This window comes from Simplicispira suum, assembly GCF_003008595.1.
GTDB lineage: Bacteria > Pseudomonadota > Gammaproteobacteria > Burkholderiales > Burkholderiaceae_C > Simplicispira > Simplicispira suum.
The window spans coordinates 3,212,610-3,232,346 of the sequence record NZ_CP027669.1; the positions used below are offsets into that span (position 1 = coordinate 3,212,610).

General features: G+C 61.1%; 17 protein-coding genes and 1 pseudogene. 5 read left to right on the plus strand and 13 right to left on the minus strand.

Translation table 11 applies throughout. From position 1 onward, the window contains the following. Nucleotides 1–13: 13 nt before the first annotated feature. The 4 genes from C6571_RS14905 to C6571_RS14920 are packed head-to-tail and all read left to right on the plus strand — an operon-like array spanning nucleotide 14 to nucleotide 6,121. Nucleotides 14–1,678: a type I restriction-modification system subunit M gene (locus C6571_RS14905; RefSeq protein WP_106447381.1), complete on the plus strand. Its 1,665-nt coding sequence runs from the start codon at nucleotides 14–16 to the stop codon at nucleotides 1,676–1,678. Further along, a complete protein-coding gene (locus C6571_RS14910; protein ID WP_106447382.1) occupies nucleotides 1,675–3,213 on the plus strand; it encodes a restriction endonuclease subunit S in 1,539 nt (512 codons plus the stop codon). Before C6571_RS14905 ends, C6571_RS14910 begins: the two co-directional genes overlap by 4 nt. A 5-nt stretch (nucleotides 3,214–3,218) precedes the next feature. Then, nucleotides 3,219–5,042, plus strand: a complete 1,824-nt coding sequence (locus C6571_RS14915) for a restriction system-associated AAA family ATPase (protein WP_106447383.1) — start codon at nucleotides 3,219–3,221, stop codon at nucleotides 5,040–5,042. 5 nt (nucleotides 5,043–5,047) lie between these two features. After that, nucleotides 5,048–6,121, plus strand: coding sequence for an HNH endonuclease (locus tag C6571_RS14920; RefSeq protein WP_106447384.1), 1,074 nt, complete (start codon nucleotides 5,048–5,050; stop codon nucleotides 6,119–6,121). A 297-nt stretch (nucleotides 6,122–6,418) separates the two neighbouring features. Here C6571_RS14920 and C6571_RS14925 read toward each other — a convergent pair whose 3' ends face one another. After that, nucleotides 6,419–6,712, minus strand: a complete 294-nt coding sequence (locus C6571_RS14925; protein ID WP_211300651.1) for a helix-turn-helix domain-containing protein — start codon at nucleotides 6,710–6,712, stop codon at nucleotides 6,419–6,421. Nucleotides 6,713–6,739: 27 nt separating this feature from the next. Between C6571_RS14925 and C6571_RS19540 the strand changes: the two genes are divergently transcribed. Beyond that, a complete protein-coding gene (locus tag C6571_RS19540; protein ID WP_245901302.1) occupies nucleotides 6,740–6,895 on the plus strand; it encodes a hypothetical protein in 156 nt (51 codons plus the stop codon). 230 nt (nucleotides 6,896–7,125) lie between these two features. Here the strand turns inward: C6571_RS19540 and C6571_RS14930 are convergent, their stop codons facing one another. The 12 genes and pseudogenes from C6571_RS14930 to C6571_RS14985 form a co-directional block, all read right to left on the minus strand. After that, nucleotides 7,126–8,616 carry an NAD-dependent succinate-semialdehyde dehydrogenase gene (locus C6571_RS14930; protein WP_106447385.1) on the minus strand — a complete coding sequence of 497 codons (1,491 nt, stop codon included), beginning with the start codon at nucleotides 8,614–8,616 and terminating at the stop codon, nucleotides 7,126–7,128. Between the two features lie 170 nt (nucleotides 8,617–8,786). Further along, nucleotides 8,787–9,461 (minus strand): GntR family transcriptional regulator, encoded by a 675-nt coding sequence (locus C6571_RS14935; protein ID WP_106447386.1) that lies wholly within the window; start codon nucleotides 9,459–9,461, stop codon nucleotides 8,787–8,789. Between the two features lie 68 nt (nucleotides 9,462–9,529). Beyond that, on the minus strand, nucleotides 9,530–10,531 hold the full coding sequence (locus tag C6571_RS14940; protein ID WP_106447387.1) for a TRAP transporter substrate-binding protein: 1,002 nt from the start codon (nucleotides 10,529–10,531) through the stop codon (nucleotides 9,530–9,532). A gap of 63 nt (nucleotides 10,532–10,594) precedes the next feature. Further along, on the minus strand, nucleotides 10,595–11,860 hold the full coding sequence (locus C6571_RS14945; RefSeq protein WP_106447388.1) for a TRAP transporter large permease: 1,266 nt from the start codon (nucleotides 11,858–11,860) through the stop codon (nucleotides 10,595–10,597). Between the two features lie 37 nt (nucleotides 11,861–11,897). Beyond that, the gene (locus C6571_RS14950) at nucleotides 11,898–12,530 is read right to left on the minus strand and encodes a TRAP transporter small permease (RefSeq protein WP_106447389.1); all 633 of its coding nucleotides are present in this window, start codon (nucleotides 12,528–12,530) and stop codon (nucleotides 11,898–11,900) included. A 133-nt stretch (nucleotides 12,531–12,663) separates the two neighbouring features. Then, complete coding sequence (locus C6571_RS14955; protein ID WP_106447390.1) at nucleotides 12,664–13,698, minus strand: Ldh family oxidoreductase; 1,035 nt, start codon at nucleotides 13,696–13,698, stop codon at nucleotides 12,664–12,666. Continuing rightward, nucleotides 13,695–15,005: an FAD-dependent oxidoreductase gene (locus C6571_RS14960; protein WP_106447391.1), complete on the minus strand. Its 1,311-nt coding sequence runs from the start codon at nucleotides 15,003–15,005 to the stop codon at nucleotides 13,695–13,697. Before C6571_RS14960 ends, C6571_RS14955 begins: the two co-directional genes overlap by 4 nt. Next, nucleotides 15,002–15,277 carry a 2Fe-2S iron-sulfur cluster-binding protein gene (locus tag C6571_RS14965; protein WP_211300652.1) on the minus strand — a complete coding sequence of 92 codons (276 nt, stop codon included), beginning with the start codon at nucleotides 15,275–15,277 and terminating at the stop codon, nucleotides 15,002–15,004. Before C6571_RS14965 ends, C6571_RS14960 begins: the two co-directional genes overlap by 4 nt. Further along, a pseudogene (locus C6571_RS14970) lies at nucleotides 15,274–16,391 on the minus strand (NAD(P)/FAD-dependent oxidoreductase). The gene C6571_RS14965 and the pseudogene C6571_RS14970 overlap by 4 nt, the downstream one beginning before the upstream one ends. A gap of 7 nt (nucleotides 16,392–16,398) precedes the next feature. Further along, the gene (locus C6571_RS14975) at nucleotides 16,399–17,331 is read right to left on the minus strand and encodes a 4-hydroxyproline epimerase (RefSeq protein WP_106447392.1); all 933 of its coding nucleotides are present in this window, start codon (nucleotides 17,329–17,331) and stop codon (nucleotides 16,399–16,401) included. Between the two features lie 73 nt (nucleotides 17,332–17,404). Further along, nucleotides 17,405–18,532: a branched-chain amino acid ABC transporter substrate-binding protein gene (locus C6571_RS14980; protein ID WP_106447393.1), complete on the minus strand. Its 1,128-nt coding sequence runs from the start codon at nucleotides 18,530–18,532 to the stop codon at nucleotides 17,405–17,407. 117 nt (nucleotides 18,533–18,649) lie between these two features. Then, nucleotides 18,650–19,564 (minus strand): dihydrodipicolinate synthase family protein, encoded by a 915-nt coding sequence (locus C6571_RS14985; protein WP_106447394.1) that lies wholly within the window; start codon nucleotides 19,562–19,564, stop codon nucleotides 18,650–18,652. Nucleotides 19,565–19,737: the final 173 nt, after the last annotated feature.

Here is a 19,737-nt window from a genome sequence, read left to right on the forward strand (position 1 = left end):
ATCAGGGCACATCATGCTGCAAAACAACCCCGAACTCAAAAGCAAGATCGACCAGCTCTGGAACAAGTTCTGGAGCGGCGGCATCAGCAACCCGCTCACCGCCATCGAGCAGATCACTTACCTGCTGTTCATGAAACGACTGGATGAGCTGGACCAGAAGCGCCAGGCCGATGCCGAGTGGACTGGCGAGAACTACATCTCCAAATTCACGGGCAAGTGGATTCCGCCCGAGGAACGCAACTGGCCAGCAGCAGAACAGCGCCCCATCGAAAAGCGCGGCCTACGCTGGAGCGAATTCAAGCGCATGCAGGCTGAAGACATGCTGCAGCACGTGCAGGGCAAGGTGTTCCCGTTTCTTAAGGACCTGAACGGCGCTGAGTCCAACTTCACACACCACATGAAGAACGCGGTGTTCGTCATCCCCAAGCCCGCCCTGCTGGTGGAAGCTGTGAAGACCATCGACGACATCTTCGATGTGATGGAGAAGGACTCGAAGGAAAAAGGCCAAGCCTTCCAGGACATCCAGGGCGATGTCTACGAGTTCCTGTTGTCCGAGATCGCCACCGCAGGCAAGAACGGCCAGTTTCGCACCCCGCGCCACATCATCAAGCTAATGGCCGATCTGGTGCAGCCGCAACTGGGCCACAAGATTGCCGACCCGGCCTGCGGTTCCGGCGGCTTTTTGCTCGGCGCGTATCAGTACATCGTCACCGAACTCGCAAAAAAAGCGGACGCCAGAGACATCAGACCCGATGAAGACGGCTTCACCCGCACCTCGGTGGCCGCCGCGCTCACCGAAAAAGCGCAAGCCATTCTGGCCAGCTCACTGTGGGGCTATGACATCGACCAGACCATGGTGCGCCTGGGGCTGATGAACCTGATGATGCACGGCATCGACGAGCCGCGCATCGACTACAAGGACACGCTCAGCAAGAGCTACACCGAGGAAGCCGAGTACGACATCGTGATGGCCAACCCGCCTTTCACCGGCAGCATCGACAAGGGCGACATCAACGAGCACCTGCAACTGGCCACCACCAAGACCGAGCTGCTGTTTGTCGAGAACATCTACCGCCTGCTCAAGAAGGGGGGCACTGCCTGCGTGATCGTGCCGCAGGGCGTGCTGTTCGGCTCCGGCGGGGCCTTCAAGACGCTGCGCCAGATGCTGATGGAGCGTTGCGACCTCAAGGCCGTGATCACCCTGCCCAGTGGCGTGTTCAAACCCTATGCCGGGGTCAGCACTGCCATTCTGCTGTTCACCAAGGTCTGGGGTCCGAAAGACAAGGTGAGCAAAGTCGCCACCGAACACGTCTGGTTTTACGAAATGGCCGCCGATGGCTATTCGCTGGACGACAAGCGCAGCAAGCAGGAAGGCTTCGGTGACCTGCAGGACATCATTGCCAGGTACCACACACGCGATGCGGCGACCGATACCGACCGCACCGCTAAATGCTTCATGGTGCCGCGCGCCGAGATTGCTGATGAGAAGAACAACTTCGACCTGTCGCTCTCGCGCTACAAGAAAGACGTGTTCGAGGAAGTGTCCTATGACGCGCCGGGTGTGATTCTCCATCGGTTGATTCAGGCTGAGGTCGGCGAAGTAGACGAGGCGGACCTGACCAAAGTGCAAAGTGGCATCGTGCGCGAGTTGCTGGAGTTGAAGGGGATGGTGGGATGAAATCGCACCGCTTTTCCGAGGTCGTTACTGACGTCACCGCCCAATTCACGAAAATCAAAGCATCCGACTATCAAAGACAAGGTCAATACAAAATTATTGACCAAGGAAAAGGGCCAGTTGCTGGGTACACAGACGACGTCCGCCTCGTTAATGGAAAGTTGCTCCCGGTAGTGGTTTTTGGTGACCACACACGAGCCTTGAAATATGTAGATGAACCAATTGCACTTGGCGCCGATGGTGCTAAAGCGCTATGGGTAAATCCGGACCTGGCAAGTGCTCGCTATGTTTACTACTACCTACGTTCCGTTCAGATCAAGGAGGCGGGTTACAGCAGGCACTTTAAGTTTCTCAAAGAAGTTGAGATACCAATCCCTTTCAAAGACGGCGCCCCAGACTTCGACGACCAAATCCGCATCGCCCATCTGCTCGGCAAAGTGGAAGGGCTGATCGCGCAGCGCAAACAACACTTGCAACAACTCGACGACCTGCTCAAGAGTGTTTTTCTGGAGATGTTTGGTGACCCGGTGCGGAATGAGAAGAGGTGGGACAAACCTGCGTTGAAAGCCTTCGGCAAGATTTCGACCGGCAACACGCCACCCAGAAATGACCCTGCAAATTACGATGGCGATTTCATCGAGTGGATTAAAACGGACAACATCACAGGTGATGCTGTTTTCGTCACGCCGGCCATCGAGCACCTTTCTGAGGTTGGAGCAAAAAAGGCGAGAACGGTCACGAACGGTGCCTTGCTTGTGGCCTGTATCGCGGGTAGCGTTGAATCAATCGGGCGTGCCTCATTAACAGATAGGACGTTGTCGTTCAATCAGCAGATCAATGCCATCCAGCCTGGCGAGGATGTCAATCCCCTATATTTGTATGGCCTGTTTAAATTGTCGCGTGCCTACATACAACGCCATGCCACCAAGGGGATGAAGAAGATTCTCACAAAGGGTGATTTTGAGAAGATCAAGTTGATCAAGCCACCCATTGAAATCCAGAACGACTTCGCAGTTGTTGTAGAGAAGATTGAGGGCATCAAATCCCGATATCAGCAGACCCTCAGTGATCTCGAAGCCCTCTATGCCGCTTTGAGCCACGCAGCATTCAAGGGGGGGCTGGACTTATCTCGGGTGCGTGTGCCCGAGTCACTTGCACCCAACTCTAACGAAATGAATAGCGCTCAATCGCTGCAACCTGAGGCGGCTGCGCTTCTCTTATACGAAACAAAAATTCTGTTGGCCGCGATTGATGATCGAGAAAAAATCAAGCCAATGCTTAACCACTGGTTAGGGACATATACCGAACAGCTCGGAGAGAAGGCGTTCTCCATCGATGAATTCATACGTGAGGTTAAGACGCGTGCGGAAGTGACCTTCCCCGATCGTGAGTTCGATTTGGGCGCCGATGCCTATGACCTGATCAAGGCTTGGGTGTTTGATGCGTTGCGTGCGGGGCGCTTGGAACAGGTTTATCCCAATAGTGACGATGACATCCGCGTGGCCTTGCGAAAGCCACGTGCCGCTGCCGAGGGTTGAACCCGATGAAACTGCTACGCCTGAAGATCACGGACCCGGACGGCTTCCGCAGCTTGCCGGCCGGTTTTGAGCATTGCTTCCGAACCGAGATCACCTTGGAGGACGAAGGGGATGAGTTCGCCCCCTTCGTTTGTGCGGGACGCAACGGCAGTGGCAAGTCGAACCTGTTGGAGGCGTTGGCGGCGATCTTCTACCAGTTGGAGTTGCTGCGGGTGCGACGCAGCTTTCTGCCAGAGGTTTTTCAGTACGACGCAGTCGACAACCCGCAAGGCATCAAGGAGGGGGCAGGGTTTCCAAATGCCTTTGAGCTGGAGTACCAGATCTATCCGTCAACCTTTTCGCTGGCTGCATTGGGTCGGCTGGCAACCATCCGAGTAGAAAAGCTCAAGGACGAGTCGCCTCGCATGTACTGGACCAACGCCCAGGAGTTCAGTCACTTGGCCGACGGCTTGGGAGAAGACGGCCTTTGTGGCGAACAGCATCGCGACTTTCTGCTGCCAGATTTCGTGGTGGGTTATTCGTCGGGTGAGAACGAAATCTTGAGCCTGCCGTTCTTCAAGATGCGATTCATACAGTTCGACGAGTACTGGACGAGCCTGAGGGAAGGGCTGCCGTACCCGGGGCGGCCAGAGACACGCCTGACCTACCTGGACAGCAGCTTCAGCCAAGCGATTCTGCTGTGCAATTTGCTGTTCGCCGGGAATGGCAGGGAAGAGCTCTTCACGCGCGACATTGGCATTGAGGCACTGACGGACTTCCGCATCGTGCTCAGGCGCTACGTGTTGCTGAACGAGGCGCAAGCCAGGCCATTCATCCGCCCCATCGAGCGCTCCACCGCTTCGTCTGATGAGGCGTTCTCGATGAACCGAACTGCCGTATCTATAGACGACAAGACGGGGCTGTATCAGTTGGATGTGCTTCGCCTGCTGGAAGAGCAGAACCCCAAGAAGCGCCGCATGTCGCAGCACCCATTGGACGCGTTGCGGCGCTGTGCCACGCTGGAGTTCTACGACGAGGCCTCCGACACGCTGACCCTGGACTACTGGGTGAACTCGGCGACCCTGCAGGCTTTTCGCGAGAGCTTTTCTGACTCGCGTACGCTGTTTCAGGCGTTCCAGGTATTGCTCACTTTGAACCTGTACACGGTAAGCGACCAGCTGAAATCGGACCTCTACCGGTCAGACAGCCACTACGTGAGCGAAACGGTGCCAAAGCTGGCGTCGGACGAGCGGGTGATGCGCTTCAAGCTCGTCCGCTTTGCCAAGACGGGCGTGGAGGAGCCGCTGATGCTCAAGAGCCTGTCAGACGGCGAGCATCAGTTGCTGCACAGCCTGGGCCTTTGCCTGCTGTTCCGGGATACCAACAGCTTGTTTCTGCTCGATGAGCCGGAAACACACTTCAACCCGGACTGGCGTGCCAACTTTATTAGTCGCTTGCGCCAGGGTTTGAAGGTGGGCCGGGAGTTCGTTGGACAGGAAATGCTGATTACGACCCACTCACCGTTCCTCATTTCGGACAGCAAGCCTAACAAAGTGCTGGTTTTTGAGAAAGACAAGGGCAGCGGCAATGTGACCATTGAGCACCCCGAGTACAACACGCTGGGTGCTTCGATCAACAAGATAACCATGAACACCTTTGGTAAGCGCGAGACCGTTGGTGGCATTGCTGAAGCGCTGCTCGACGGCTTCAAGGAGCGCTTTGACGCTGGTCAGGAGGACTTGTCGGCTCTGGTCGATGAGATTGGAGCCGAGCTGGGGGACTCCGTTGAAAAGATACTCTTGATAAAGGCGATACAAGACAAGCTCGAAAATTCACGGAAGGATGCATAAGGGCCATGCTGTTTCCTTATATCTATGTTCCGCACAAGATGGAAAAAATGCAGTCGTTTGTGGACTTCATCTTCTATGCGGTTTGGTGCCAAGCGCCTTCAAAAGGAGCATATTGCCTGGAGCTGTTCGCTTCCAATCCTGATCTTTTTGAGGTGATGTTAGCGTTTCACTACGATGACAGCAAAGGAGCGCAGTTCTTTGCGGGACATGTGGAACGGATTTACGGGCTCTTCGCGCAGTTAAACCCTTGCCAGATCGAGCAGCTCCGACTCTGGTACAGAGCTAACAATGATATCGAGCGTGTCTGTGCGAACGATGCTACCGTGCCCACAAAGCGGTATGTAGACTTCCCTGCAGAATTTAAAGAACTCTGTGACCAACTAGCCTCTTTTTTCAAAGGGCTGTATTCGCAGGTGGGAGTGGCTGTTCTAAAAAAATTCATCGGTGATGTCGATGACCATTACAAGACTTTTACCTCTATTAATAAGAGTGGCAAATGCCCGTTCTGCGGTGTCAACGACCTTCTAGGCGAGTACAACAGTAAGCGCGAGGCTTACGACCACTATCTGCCGAAAGCGCTGTATCCATTCAACTCCATCAACTTCAAAAACCTTGCACCAGCCTGCCATCACTGCAACAGTAGCTACAAGACAAGCAAAGACATTGCTCATCCGGTGAAAGACCCGGCAGGGACTCAGGTACGCCGGAGAGCCTTCTACCCTTATTCGAATGTGCCTTACCAAATAAAGATCTCGTTCAATCTGGACGCTTCGAATCTTGCATCCCTGGAACCCAAGCACGTGTCTCTTCAATTTGGTCCAGCTGTGCTGCAAGAGCAGATTGACACTTGGCGTGATGTTTATGGAATTGATGAGCGCTACAAAGCCAAGGTATGCGGTGAAAACGATGGTAAATACTGGCTGGAGCAGGTGTTAGGGGAGTGGAGAGAAATGAGCAGAGATCCACAGGAGTTGTTGTCAGAGATCCGCAGAAGTGCTAGCAGGAGACCGTATGGTGAATGCAACTTCCTGAAGGCGCCCTTCCTTTCAGCCTGCGACGCTAGTGGGGCTTTCTCGTGAATAGCATCGGGCACTACGAACCTGTGTAATTCCTATCACGCATTCCTAAGCGGCGATTGACCCTAATTACTTGTGTACTCGCACTAAACGATGCAAAATGGCCATGTCATTAGCGACAAAGAAAACTGGCAAGGGGCATGTCGCCGACCAGGTCGAGGCGAGAGCTTACTCATGACTAAATGACAGCGGCTACATAATTTTTGGCCGATAGGACCGCTCAAAAACGCATTAACTTACGTGGCCGCTCTTCCATCGCTGCCGTATGGTTAGAGCATAGAGTGCGAGCTTAGCTACAAATCACCACAGGCCTCGCTTATTCACTTGGGCGAGTGCGGTCGATAAGGCTGCCAGTGTTTGTGCATCGGCCAAAACCTCGGTGACCTTGAGCGTTGGGAGCATGGGAATCCCGGCGACCTCATGGGTCCGCCGGAGCACTTGCTCCATTAGGCTCGTTCGAGGTACGAACGTGTAGTGAACTTCGCAGTCCAGCCCGTGAGCCAGACGTGCCAAAGTGTTCAGCGTGATGGTCCCGTTGGCCTCCATGGACGAGCTGAGCCACTTCGCCAAGATCAATCGCGTCGAACGGGTCATGCAACCTTACCTGGAGGCGATCACTCAATGAGCGCGAATCTCCTGGCGTCCATCCTGGCCCGGTTGCTGATGCTTGCCAGGCAACGGGGTGACGATTACAGCCTGCTGCTCAACCGCTTCGCGATGGAGGCATGGCGCAAAGGCGGTCCGACGCAGGGGGCCTCGACAATTGTTGGGGTTTAAGGCGTAGGTTTTGGCGTAGGAAAATATCAAAAAGTGCCTTTTACCTATAGGATGCCGTTCTACCATTGAACTACACCCGCGAAGGCGTGGATTATAGGGCGCGGCACGCGCCTGCCCTATGCCACGAATATCTGATCAAATTTCAAGAGAAATGAGCCTCCAGCGCTTACCCACCAAGCGCAAGCAGCTATCAAAACAGTAGTTTCCTGCCCGATAGCCGCCCGCTGGCCCTACTGCTGGATATCCCCCAGGCACAGGTACTTGATCTCCACATAGTCGTCCATGCCGTGGTGGGAACCCTCGCGCCCCAGGCCCGACTGCTTGACGCCGCCAAAAGGCACATGCTCGGTGGCCAGAATCCCGACATTGATGCCCACCATGCCGTACTCCAGCGCCTCGCCCACGCGGAAGATGCGCCCCACGTCGCGGCTGTAGAAGTAGCTGGCCAAGCCAAACTCGGTGTTGTTGGCCGCGTCAATGGCTTCTTGCTCGGTCTCGAACTTGAACACCGGGGCGAAGGGGCCAAAGGTCTCTTCGGTGGCGCAGAGCATGTCGGCGCTGGCATTGGAGATGACGGTGGGCTCGAAGAACTGGCCTGAGCCCAGCGTCTTGAGGCGCTTGCCGCCCGTGAGCACCTTGCCGCCCTTGGCAAGGGCGTCGTCTACATGGCGCTGCACCTTGACTAATGCGGCTTCTTCGATCAGCGGGCCCTGGTTCACACCGTCCTCAAAGCCATTGCCCACTTTGGCCGTGGCCACCTTGGCGGCGAACTTCTTGACGAATGCGTCGTAGACCCCGCTTTGCACGTAGAAGCGGTTGGAGCAGACGCAGGTCTGGCCGGCGTTGCGGTACTTGCTGGCAAAGGCGCCTTCGACGGCGCTGTCGATATCCGCATCGTCAAAGACGATGAACGGGGCGTTGCCGCCCAGTTCCAGCGACATTTTCTTCACTGTGGGCGCACTCTGCGCCATCAGGATGCGGCCGACTTCGGTGGAGCCGGTAAAGCTGAGGTGGCGCACGATGGGGCTCTCGCAGAGCACCTTGCCAATGGCAATGGAGTTGTCGGCGTCGGCGCAGAGCATGTTGAGCACGCCTGCGGGAATGCCGGCGCGCTGGGCCAGTTCGGCGGCGGCGAGCGCCGAGAGCGGGGTGAGTTCTGCAGGTTTGATGACCACGGTGCAGCCCGCGGCCAGGGCGGGCGCGACCTTGCGGGTGATCATGGCGAGCGGGAAGTTCCAGGGCGTGATGGCGGCGCAGACGCCAATGGGCTGCTTCAAGACCAGCAGGCGCTTGTTGTTGTCGAACTGCGGCAGGGTTTCGCCATTGACGCGCTTGGCTTCTTCGGCAAACCACTCGACAAAGCTGGCGCCATAGGCGACTTCGCCTTTGGCCTCGGGCAGCGGTTTGCCCTGCTCGGCGGTCATGATGCGGCCGAGGTCGTCCTGATTGGCCATGAGCAGGTCAAACCATTGGCGCAGGATGCTGCTGCGCTCCTTGGCGGTTTTGCTGCGCCAAGCCGGCCAGGCGGCGTTGGCGGCGGCTATGGCGGCCTGGGCATCCTGGGGGCCCAGGTTGGCGACGTCCACGAGCTTGGCGCCGGTGGCGGGGTCATGGACGGCGAAGCGGCTGGCGCCGGCGAGCCACTCGCCGTTGATGAGGGCGTCGGTCTTGAGGAGGGTCGGGTCTTTGAGGGTGGCGAGGGGGGAGGTGTTCTGGGTCATGGCAGGTTCAGGCAGGACAAAAGAAAAAGGGGAAAGTGGGCGTTTGCAGTAACGCGAGCGGTCCAAACGCAAAAATTTCAGTGTTTTAGGCCTCTAGCGCTTGCTGGTAAAGCGCCAGCAGCTATCAAAAGTGTTGCAACAATACCGCCCGCGAAGCACGAATCACGGCACTACTGGTTAATGATGCGCCGCGCAAAGAGTTCAAGGTAATCCATCAATTGGTTGGCCCCCGCCACGGCGTGGGCTTCGTTGCCGGTGGCAATGCCTTGCGCCAGATGCATGTGGGCGCGTGCGCCTTCACGCACATCGCCCTCGTGCTGGTAGGCATACCAGAAGCGCCGGCACTGGACGATGAGTGGCACCACGCACTGCACGGCCGAGCGGTTGTGGCTGGCCTGGTGGTTGACGACGTCGAGCGCATGGTCGGCGCGCATGTAATCGTCCAGGTCGCCACGCTCAGCCGTCTCCAGCATGCGTTCGGCGCAGCGCACGATGTCCTTGCGTTGCAAGGCCGTGGCGCGGCGCGCCGAGCACGCGGCAATCAGCCCTTCCAGGGCGCGGCGCGTCTGGATCACGTCGAGGTGCTCGGCCAGGTCGATGTTGGAGACCAGCAGTCCGCGGCGCGGCTGCTGCACGATCAGGCCGCTGGTCACCATGCGCAGCAAGGCTTCGCGCACAGGTGTGCGGCCAAGCTTTGTGCGGGCGGCAATGTCGGCCTCCACCACCGGGCTCCCAGGTGCGATCTCCAATGTGGAGAGCATGCTTTCAATCGCGTCGTACGCAACGTCGGCCGCGCGCCGTTTGGGTTGAGCGTCTGGAATGGGAAGAGGGTTGGACGAAGTCATGGGCAAACAAGCAGGCGGGGCGGGGTGCGTAAGTCACTATGGTACGCACCCGCGCCGCAGCACTGCGCTTACAGCGAGGCGCCCGCCTTGCGCAGCTCCGCAATCTGCGGTGCCTTGGGCAGCCAGAGCTTGTCGAATTCCGCAATCAGGCTATCGGGGTTGAACGCGGTGGCCGTGTGGAAAGCAATGGACGTGGCCTTGAACTTCTCGATCAGGCTGGCTTCGGTGGTGACGATGTCGTTGATCTGCGCGTCCAGCGATTGCGCCACCAGGCGGCGGATCAATTCCTTGTCCTTCGCGTCCAGCCCTTGCCAGATGCGGCCCGAGACCAGCGGCGCGAAGGGCATGAACAGCGCATTCATCTGCAGCAGTGATTTGGCCACCTTGTCGAAGCGCTGGTTCCAGGAGAACTCGATGTCGGCTTCCAGGCCATCGACCTGGCCATTGCTCATGGCGTCGAACACCTGGGGCGTGGGAATGGGTGTGGGCGCCGCGCCCAGCATCTGGTAGAAGTCGCGGTACACGGGTGTGGGGTTGATGCGCAGCTTCATGCCCTTCAAGTCGGTGGGCACGGTCACATCCTTGGTGGCAAACACGGCGCGCATGCCGGTGATGCCCCAGCCCAGGCCGATGGTGCCGGTCTCGCGCGGCAGCACTTCCAGGAGCTTCAGCGCCTGCGGCGTCTTGACCAGCTTGGCGACTGCGGGTGTGGAGCGCACCAGGTAAGGCGCATTGATGGCCGCCACGCTGGAGACGCGTGAGCCCAGTTCGGCGGCCTGGATCCAGCCCATGTCGAGCGCGCCCGATTGGAGTTGCTGCATCATCGCCGCCTCGTTGCCCAACTGGCCCGAGTGGAAGACCGTGACGGTCAGGCGACCGTTGGTTTCCTTCTTCAGCGCTTCACCAAACTGCAGTGCCGCGCGGTTCCACGAGTGGCCGGCGGGCGTGATCAGGCCGAGGCGCAATTCCTTGGCCGAATCGGCGCGCACCAAGGATGGAAAAGCCAGGGGAGAAGCAGCGGCAAAAGCGGCAGCGGAGGTCTGGATGAACTGGCGACGGGTAGGTTTCATGAATGTCTCCGGGGGTTGGGCAGGGGTTGCAGTGGGAAAGGCAAGGCACAGCAGCGCATGGCGCTACTTGATCAGTCCGAGTGAGAGGCTGGGAAACAAGGACAACACCACCAGCGCTACGCAGCTGATGATGAAAAAGGGCAGGGTGACGATGAACATCTTTCCCGGCTTGGCCCCGGTCACGGCAGACGCCACGAAGAAGCTCAAACCCACGGGCGGCGACATCAGGCCGAGCACCAGGTTGATGACGGCTACCACGCCAAAGTGGCGGGGATCGATGCCATAGACCTCGGTGGCGATCGGCAGCAGGATCGGTACCGTCATGATCAGGCCGGGAATGCCGTCAATCACCGTGCCAATCACCAGCAGGATGACGTTGGTCAGCAGCAAAAAAGTGACCGGGTCGTGCGCCACGGTCTGGATCCAGGCGGCTACCGCCTGCGGCACCTTGCCGTAGATCAGCAGCCACGAAAACACGGCGGCGGCGGCCACCAGAAACAGCACGATGGCCGAATACATGGCCGAGCGCAGCAGGATGCGCGGCAGGTGGCCAAAGTGGAATTCCTTGGTGACGTAGCGCCCCACGAGCGCCGCTGCCACAGCGCCGACGGCCGCAGCTTCCGTGGGGTTGGCGAAGCCGCCCAGAATCGATCCCACGATGACGATGGGGATCAGCAGGGTGGGGCTGGCGCTGAGGGCGGTGCGGGCGCGCTGGCGCAGGGTGCGGTACTCGCTGCGCGGGTAGTCGTAGAAGAAGCCCATGCAGGCGATCACCAAAAAAAACAGCAGGGTGAGCAGGATGCCGGGGATGATGCCGGCGATCAGCATGTCGCTCACGGCCACCTGGGCCAGCACGCTGTAAACCACAAACATCACCGACGGCGGAATGATGGGGCCCAGCATGCCGCCGTAGACCGTGAGGCCCGCCGCAAAGGTTTTGTCGTAGCCTTGCTTTTCCATCTCGGGCACCATCACCTGCGACATGATGGCCACCTGGGCCGTGGCCGAGCCGATGATGGACGACACCATCATGTTGGCCAGAATGTTCACGTAGGCCAGGCCCCCTTTGACCGAGCCAATGAAGGCCATGGCCAGGTCCACGAGCCGCCGCGTGATGCCGCCGCTGTTCATGATTTCGCCGATCAGGATGAACAGCGGGATCGCGATCAGGCCGTAGCTGTCCACACCCGCGAACATCTGCAGCGGAAACGACTGGAACAGTACCGTGCTGCCCGAGTTGAGGATAAAGACGACGCCTGCCAGGCACAGGCAGATGCCAATGGGCACGCCCACCAGCAGGATGGCGAGAAAGAAGAGACTGGTGATCATGGCAAGCGGTGCGTGGGTGGGCTGGGCAAGAGGGGCATCAGTTCACCGCATCGGCGCTGACCACATCGAAACCGGGGTGCACGATGCGGGGGCAAACCTCAAGCTCTTCGAATAGGTTGGCGATCGCGTGCACGGTAAGGCTGAGCGAAAAGATCGGCAGGATCAGCTGAATGACCCAGGTGGGCCATTCCAGCGTCTGGGTGTGCTCGGTGTAGAGAAAGTTGAAGCTCGCTTCGGCGTAGTCCTTGGCGTTGAATCCGGCGGCCGCAATGCCGCGCGGGTCCATCCAGACCCAGCACATCCAGACCAGCGCGAGCGCAAACACCAGCACGCCGAAGGTGGCAAGCACCTTCATGGCCTTCGCGCCACGGGGCGGCAGTTGGTCCGATACCAGGCCCACCGCAAAATCCATCCGCAGGCGTGTCATGACCGAGGCGCCGACAAACGTCAGCCAGACCATGGTGAATACCGCTGCCTCATCGACCCAGTAGATCGGAATGCCCGAATAACGTGTGACCACATTGAGCAGGATGAGCAGTACCAGCAGCGTCATCAAGGCCGTCAGTACGCCGCGTTCAAAGCGCAGCAGCGCGCTGGACAGGGCGATCGCCCAGCGCACGGGAGCCCGCGGGGCAGGCAGGGGTGCAGGGGGCAGGATGCGGTCAGACATGGAGTGCAGACAAGTTGATCGGAGCTTTGATCGGGGTATTTTAGAAATATGTTGTAAATATATCTATAGATCGAAGATGCCCGTATTGGGGGAAACCAGCGGTTGGGTTACTCGCTGGCCAATGAGACCGCTGTCAGGAAACGAGCCGCAAGATCTCCGCGTACAAAGCGGCAGGTACTGCGATGCCCTCTGCCTGGCTGCGCTCCCGGGCAGCAAAGCGCCGCTGCGATGGCAGGCGCGCGCCCTGCGCGGTGATGGCGTCGAGAAGGGTCTCGGCGCGCGCCGTTTGTGCTTCGCCGTCGCCACCGGAAAATGCGGCCGGATCGAAGGCCAGCACCAGTTCGCCGTGGCAAGGCGTGACGCCCGCGCCGTCGTCAAACGCCAGCGATTCCTGGCTGGTCCAGTCGCCAATCAGGGCGCCCGCCATCAGCTCCACCATGGTCGCAAGGGCCGAGCCCTTGTGCCCGCCAAAGGCAAGCATGGCGCCGCGTGCGATCTCGACCGGGTCGGTGGACGGCTGACCCGCAGCATCTACGCCGCAGCCTTCGGGCAGAGATTTTCCGGCACGCCGGTGCAACTCCAGATCGCCGCGTGCGATGGCACTGGTGGCGAAGTCAAATACGTAGGGATAGGGGCCTGGGCGCGGCCAGCCGAAAGCGATCGGGTTGGTGCCAAAAAGCGGTTGGTTGCCGCCTGCGGGCGCCACCCAGGCATGGCTGGGCGTCAGCGCGAGGGCGGCGAGGCCGTGCGCGGTGATGGCTTCGATCTCGGGCCACAGAGCGGAAAAGTGAAAGCAGCGGCGAATGACCAGCGCGCCCAGGCCGTGGCGGCGCGTGGCTTCCACCAGCGCGGGCAGGCCGCGCTCGAAAGCCAGTGGCGAAAAACCGAACTGCGCATCCACCTGGACGATGGGGCCGCCCGTGATGCTCACGGTGGGCTCAGCGTCCAACTTGACTTTTCCCGCGCGCACCGCGTCAAAGCAACTGATCAGGCGGTAGACCCCATGCGACTGGCAGGCATCGCGCTGGCCGGAAACGATCACCTTGGCAATGGCCTGCACGTGGGCGCCTGCGAGTCCCATGCGGGCCAGGGCGCGCTGGACGATGTCGCCCAGTTCGGTTTCGGGGATCAGCACCATGGCCGGGGAATCGGGGGGCGTGGAGGTCATGTCTGAGTAGCACTTTCATGGGATGGTTTGCCGCCAGCGTCAGCCAGTGTGGCGATGCGTGCTGGTGAGAGAAGGTGCCGTGCGGGCTGCGGCGTCCAGCCGTACAGCACTTGCGCGGCCGCGCCGCATATGCGGCCCTGGCAGGCGCCCATGCCGCAGCGCGTGTGCAGCTTGGCGTCGATCCAGTTGCTGCGCTGCCGCAGCACGCCGTGCGCCACGTCTTCGCAGCGGCAGACGAAGGTATCGGGCCGGGGCAGGGCGGCCAAGGTCTCGGCCCGCAGCGGAAAGTGCCGGTGCAACGCGTCGGCAAATGCATTCCAGCGTGCGAGTTGGTTTTGCAAGGCTTGGGCGGCGTCGGCCTCGCCTGCGGCGGCGTGGCCCGCCATGGCGCCTTGCACCAGCGCGCGCTCGCTGCCGCCAAAGCCCGTGCATTCGCCAGCGGCGTAGATGCCGGGCACCGTGGTTCGCATCCCTGCATCCACCTGCAGGCCGTGGCGTTCTCCAAGTGTGCAGCCCAGCATTTGCCCCAGATGCGTGTTGGGCACCAGGCCAAAGCCGCAGGCAATGCGCTCGCACTCCAACTGCTCCGTGCGGCTGCCGCGCTGCAGGCGCACCGCCTCGACTTGGGTGTTGCCCAGGGCTTCGAGCACGTGGGCGTTGGCGCGCAGGCTTGGGCGCAGCAGCGTGGGCGCCTGCCACGCCTTGGCGGGCCAGCGAACCAGTTGCGCGGCAAAGGCGGCGAGGGCGCCCCAGGACGTGTGTTCGGCCACGCGCAGCACCTGCGCCCCGGCCTTGCGCGCTGTGCTTGCTGCGGCCAGCAGCAGCGGGCCGGTGCCGGCGATAACGATGCGCTGGCCGCGCACGTCCAGCCCGGCCTTGATGAGGGCTTGCAGGCCGCCTGCGCCGGTGACACCGGGCAGCGTCCAGCCGGGGAAGGGCAGCAGCAGTTCGCGCGCGCCGGTGCAGAGGATCAGGCGGCTGGCGTGCTGCGTCCAGCCGCGCGTGGCGTTCTCAAGGATCAGGGCGGCTGCGTCGCCTGTGTTGGCGCGGTCGCCCAGGCCCACCACGCGGGTGCCGCTCAGCACTTCGATATTGGCGTGGCGCGCAAGGCCCTCGCGGTGCTGGCGTGCCAGTGGCGGAAGTTGCACGCCGGGGCCGTTGCGCCAGATCTGACCGCCGGGCGCCGGGTTGTCGTCCACGACAACGATGCGCATGCCGCTCTCCGCAGCCGCCAGCGCAGCGGCCATGCCGGCCGGTCCGGCGCCAATGATGAGCAGGTCGCAGCGTGCGGGTGCTGTCGTGGTCATGCGGCACCTGCGGATTGTGCGGTGCTGGTCGCAATGTGCATGCCGTCTTCGCAAATCGTTTGGCACGCCAGGCGCTCGCGGCCATCGATCAGCACGCGGCATTCGTGGCACACGCCCATGCCGCACAGGGGCGCACGCCACTGCCCGGTAACGGACAGGCGTGTGCGGCCCGGTGGCTGCTGCGCGAGGACAGCGACCGCGCTGCTGCCTGCGGGCACGCGCACCCACGCCTCGCCCAGCTGCACTTCGACCATGGGGATGGCGGGGCTCATGCGGTGCACTCCTGAACAAACCGGGTGGGCGCGTAGGGCGCTGGATCCATGGGGGGCGCCGTGCCCAGCATGCTGGACGCAATCAAACTGGCTGTGGCGGGCGCCGTGGTCACGCCCAGGCCTTCGTGCCCCACCGCCAGCCACAGGTGCGGGTGCTCGGGGTGGCGGCCGATGATGGGCAGGCCATCGGGTGTGGCGGCGCGAAACCCGGTCCAGGTGCGAATGGCGTTGCGCTCGGCGAGCGACGGCACATAGTCAATGGCCCGGCGCAGCATGCGCGCCAACACCGCGTTGTCCACCGCCGGGTCCAGCGTGTCGAATTGGCGCGACGACCCCAGCAGCCACTGGCCCGTGGGGCGCGGCTGCAGGTTGAAGGCGACCGAGGTGCCTTCGCTCTGGTGGGCGTTCTTGACGTAACCCAGCTCGACGAGCTGGTAGCGCACGGCGGCACTGCCCCGGTCGGTAATCGCCAGATGACCCTTTTTGGGGCGGATGGGCAGCTCGGGGCAGAACTGCGTGGCGTGGATGCCCGCCGCCAGCAGCACGGCGCCGCCCTCGCGCACGCTGCCGTCGGTGCAGTGCACGCGGCGGCCTTCGATGCGGCTGGCGTGCAGTGCCTCGATGTGGATGGGCTTTGCGGCATGGCCCAGCAGCCACTCGGCGGCGTTGGGGCATAGACCATGCTGTCGCCGCCCACGCGCAGCGCGCCGTGCAGGCCAGGGCGCAGCACGGGCTCCAGCGTGGCGAGTTGTTGGGCGCTGAGCAGATCGCACGCAATGCCATGGGCCTGGAGGCGTTCGCGCTTGTGCTCGGCCTCCTGCATTTCTTCGGCGTCTTGGGCCACCCACAGCGTGCCGCAAGTGTTGAACGCCGTATCCGGCGCTTCGGCGGCCATGCGCGGCGCCCAGGCATGCCACTGCGTGAGCGAGGCCTGGCTGAGTGCCAGTTCGGCCGGGTTGTCGTCCATCACCACCAGGTGGCCCATGCCGGCGTTCGTGGCGCCGCCCAGGTGCGCGTCGAGCACCAGCACGCGCTGGCCGGCATCGGCCAGGGCATGGGCGCAGGCCGCGCCGACGATGCCGGCGCCGATGACGATGATGTCGTACATGGCCATGCGGGCTTTAGAGCTGAATGCCCCAGCCAAACGGGTCGCCCGGCTCGATCAGCAGCGTGGCCTCGGCGCTCATGAAGGCGCGGCCGCGCAGCGTGGGAATGAGCTGCTCGCCTTCCATGGCGTAGCTGGCTTCGAATTGGCTGCCGATGATGCTGGCCTGACGCCACACCTGGCCCGGTTGCAGTTTGCCGTCGGCTGCCAGGCAGGCGAGCTTGGCGCTGGTGCCGGTACCGCAGGGCGAGCGGTCGTAGGCGCCGCCGGGGCAGAGCACAAAGTTGCGGCTGTCGGCCTCTGCGTCGTCGGCAAACAGTTCGATGTGGTCAATCAGCCCACCGTCGCTGCCACGCACGCCTTGGTCTGCTAACGCTTGTTGCACGGCGAGGGCAAAGGCGGTGAGTGCTGCCAGGTTCTTGCTTTCCACGCGCTGCTGGTGCTTTGTCATCAGGAAGAACCAGTTGCCGCCCCAGGCCACGTCGCCGGTCACCGGGCCATACCCCGGCACTTGCAAGGTCATTTGGTGGTGCAGGCGGTGGGCTGGCACGTTGCGCACGCTGACCGAGCCGTCCTCGTGCAGCGTGGTCTGAACCGTGCCCACGGGGGTTTCGATGCCATGCACGCCGGGCTGGATGCGGCCCATGTGGGCCAGCGACGCGACCAGGCCAATGGTGCCGTGCCCGCACATGCCAAGGTAGCCGCTGTTGTTGAAGAACACGACGCCGGCAGCGTTGCGCGCATCTACCGGCGGGCAGAGCAGCGCGCCGACGATCACATCGTTGCCGCGCGGCTCCAACACGGTAGCCGTTCGCCAGCGGTCGTGCTCGGCCGCCAACAGAGCGCGGCGCTCGACCATGCTGCCGGTGCCCAGGTCCGGGAAGCCGTCCACCACCAGACGGGTGGGCTCGCCACCGGTGTGGGAGTCGATGATTTGGATGCGTTGCATGGAAAACCCCAAAAAAATGGCCTGCAGATCGTGCAGGCCACAAGCTCCCGAACGTATCGGGAGCAGGAGACGATCAGTAGCTGGCGAGTGGCACGGGCACCGCATTGCGGAAGGTGCTCACCGTAATGGGGGCCTGCTTCAGGTTGCCCTTGGCATCGTACGCGTAGGTACCGGCAACGCCCTTGTAGCTGTTGCCGTAGATGTACTCGCCCACCTTCTTGGGGTCAACCGAGTCGGCCTTGGCCATGGCGTTGCCGATCAGCATGGTCTGGTCGTAGTACGAGGCTGCGTAGGCGTCCGCGTCGCGCTTGAAATGCTCCTTGTACTTGGCCTTGAAGGCTGCACCGGCATCGATCTTGTCCAGCATGGTGCCGCCCTGGGCGCAGAACACGGTATCGTTCACGGCCTCGCCGCCGAGCTTGCCGACTTCCGGGCTGCACAGGGTGTCGCCGCCCAGCAGCTTGGCATCGATGCCCAATTGCTTCATCTGACGCGCCATGGGCGCGGCTTGCGGTGCGTAGCCGCCGAAGAAAATGGCTTCGGGCTTTTTGGCCTTGAGGTTGGTCAGGATGGCGAGGAAGTCGGTCGACTTGTCGGTGGTGAATTCCTGGCCAACGATGTTCAGACCGAGCTTCTTGGCTTCTTTGGAGAATTCGTCGGCAACGCCCTGTCCAAAGGCGGTGCGGTCGTCAATGACGGCAACGTTCTTCACCTTCATCACGTTGGCGGCGTAGATGGCCATGTTCGAGCCGATCTGCGTGTCGCTGGCAATGATCCGGAACAGGTTCTTGTAGCCGTTGTCGGTTACCTTGGGATTGGTGCCCACGGTGGAGACCATGGTGCCGCCCTGGCTGTAAACGCGCGACGCAGGAATGGCCACGCCGGAGCAATACGGGCCGAGCACGTATTTCACGCCGTCGTCGACAAACTTCTGCGCCACGCTGACGCCGGCGCGTGCGTCGCACTGGTCGTCTTCGGAGTCCAGTTTGAACTCAAGGGTTTTGCCGCCGACCTTGATCTTCTTGGCATTGAGTTCTTCCACCGCCATGCGCACGCCGTTTTCGTTGTCCTTGCCGGCGAAGGCGTTCGGGCCAGAAAGCGGGCCGCTGTGGCCGATGGTGATCACCTGGTTTTGTGCATGGACCGGGCCGGCGAAGGCGAGGGCGACAAGAACTGCAGTACTGGAAATGGCAAATTTCATCGGAATTCCTTTCGTTGAGAATGTTTCAGGATACAGACAGTATTCGTTCAGCATTCATTTTCAGAGCCTTCATTAGAAATGCTTTTACTGGTGAAGCGCTGATCGCCCTGCCGAGCTTCAGGCGACGGACTGGTACTTGGCCGGACGTGTCTCCAGTGCTTTCTTTACGACGCGCTCAATGAACGCGCGCTCTTCGCCAATCACCGGCATCCGGGGAAGGCGCATGTGCTCGGTGCCCGTGCCGACCAGCAGGTCGATCAGCTTGAGGTTCTGCACCAGCTTGGTCGAAACGTCCAGGTGCAGCAGCGGCGTCATCCACTGGTAGAGCTTGAGCGCTTCTTCGTATTGGCCGGCCTTCATCAGGTCGTACAACGCCACGGTTTCGCGCGGGAAGGTGCAGCCTACGCCAGCGAGCAAGCCGTCGCAGCCCAGCGCAAGACCTTCAAAGGCCAGATCGTCCACACCCAGGAACAGCTGGAAGCGGTCGCCCAGCGCCAGACGCAGGTCGGTCACGCGGCGAATGTCGCCACAGCTTTCCTTGATGGCGACCACCCATTCACAGTCGGCAAGTTGGGCGAAATCCTCGGGCTTCAGGTCCACTCGGTAGGCAATGGGGTTGTTGTAAACCATGATGGGCTTTTTGGCCGCTTCGGCCATGGCACGTACGTTGGCAATGGCTTCGCGCGCATCCGCCACGTAAATGACCGAGGGCATGACCATGTAGCCGTCAACCCCCAGCGCATTGGCACCCTGGATGAAGCGCAGAGCTTCGCGGGTGCTGGTCTCGGACACATTGGCCAGCACCGGCACCCGGCCCTTGGCTGCTTCTATGGCAATGCGCGTGACTTCGAGCTTTTCTTCCAGAGTCAGCGTGCTGAACTCGCCCAGCGAACCGCAGGTGACGAGGCCGTGCACGCCGTTGCGAATCTGGAAATCAATGTGCCGGGCCGTGCCTTCGGCGTCAATGCTCTCGTCGGCGTGGAACTTGGTGGTGATGGCGGGGAAGATGCCTTGCCAGCGGGGATTGCTCATGAGAACTCCGAAACTGAGGAAACAGGGTGAGGGAAAGTGCGTCAGCTTGCACGCGTCGAAACTTGGTATGCCGTAAATATATTAGCAAAATATCAAAATGCATACAAGGGTTTTCCCTTGATGGCGAATGCGGGTGCTGTTGCTCGTCGTGCAATGCGCATGGGCCGCCGCCA